Origin of the sequence: Streptomyces adelaidensis (assembly GCF_016598475.1) — a bacterium.
GTDB classification, from domain to species: Bacteria; Actinomycetota; Actinomycetes; order Streptomycetales; family Streptomycetaceae; genus Streptomyces; species Streptomyces adelaidensis.
Genome location: NZ_JAEMUX010000228.1, coordinates 1 through 1,519 on the forward strand (window position 1 = coordinate 1; position 1,519 = coordinate 1,519).

General features: G+C 68.5%; 1 protein-coding gene. It reads left to right on the forward strand.

All coding sequences use genetic code 11. The features are described from left to right. Positions 1-157: 157 nt before the first annotated feature. A complete protein-coding gene (locus tag I8N67_RS41475; protein WP_200309504.1) occupies positions 158-1,507 on the forward strand; it encodes an ISL3 family transposase in 1,350 nt (449 codons plus the stop codon). The last annotated feature ends 12 nt before the right edge of the window (positions 1,508-1,519 follow it).

Sequence of the window (1,519 nt, forward strand, 5' to 3'; positions counted from 1 at the left end):
GGGTCTTCGAATTTAGTGGGGGTGTGGTGGTGACGGCCTGACGTTCGGTCACTGAGCGTGACGGTCCTGGGGTGCGGGTGGCCTGGACGCGAGGAGCCCGCGGGTCTTCGTGATCATGGTTGTTGTCTAGGCAACCGATCATGAAGAACCCACGGGCTTGAGCATCGACGATACCGGGACCAACGAGGCTGCGACGCGACTGCTTGGGCTGGAGGGGGTGAGTGTGACGCAGGTCAAGGACGACGAGGCGGGCGGATCGACGGTGTACGTCGTGACGAACGAGGAATCCGCGAGGGCTTGCCCCTCCTGCGGGGTTTTCTCCACCAGGCTCAAGGACTACCGCACCACCGCCCCCAGACACCTGTCCTGCGGCGGGCGCCCGGTGAGTATCCGCTGGCGCAAGGCACGCTGGCACTGCACCGAACCCGACTGCGACCGCCGCTCGTTCACCGAGTCCATTGGCCAGGTACCCGCGCGGATGCGTACGACCGGGGCGCTTCGGCGGGCGGCCGGGGCCGCGGTGTGTGACGGCGGACGATCGGTGGTGCAGGCCGGCCGGGATCTGGGCCTGTCCTGGCCCATCGTGCAGCTCTGCCTCGAGGACCACGCCGCGAGGGTCCTGCCCGAGGAGCCGCCGGTGACCGAGGCGATCGGGATCGACGAGACACGGCGGGGCAGGCCGGTGTGGAAGCAGAACCCGGACACGGAAAAGTGGGAGCTGGTCGCCGACGCCTGGCACATCGGCTTCGTCGACGCGGTCGGCGGACGCGGACTGTTCGGCCAGGTCGAGGGCCGCAACTCCGCCTCCGTCGCCGACTGGCTGATGGCCCGGCCCGTCGCCTGGCGCGAGCAGGTCCGCTACGTCGCCATCGACCTGTGCTCCACCTTCCGTGCCGCCGTCCACCGCGCTCTGCCACACGCGGCGGTGGTCGTGGACTGCTTCCACATCGTGCAACTCGCCCAGCGACACCTCGCCGACCTGCGCCGACGCCTCACCTGGAAGCAGCACGGCCGCCGGGCCCGCAAAGGCGACGCGATCTACACCGTCCGCAAACTCCTGCGCCGCAACAAAGAAGACCTCACCGAGGAGCAACACAGCCTGCTCAAGGCCGAGTTGGAGTACATGGGCACCTACGGCCGGCAGATCTACGTGGCCTGGCAGGCCAAGGAACTCCTGCGCGACCTCCTGCGCCTGGCCGTCAGCCGCACCCACGTCACCCCCGACCGCTCCGCGATCTCCACCGCCCGCCACCGCTTCTTCGCCCACGTCGCCGACCACGCCCACCTGCTCGAACTCGTCACCCTCGCCGAGACCGTCGAGCAGTGGTGGGACGGCATCGAGACCTACCTGACCACCGGAATCACCAACGCCGCCTCCGAGGGCAACAACCGCCTCATCAAGCTCGAAGCACGCAACGCATTCGGCTTCAGGAACCGCGCCAACCAGCGCCTGCGCTCACGCTGTGCGACCACCCGACGGAGCCGACGAGAGGCGCACCCCCACTAAATTCGAAGACCC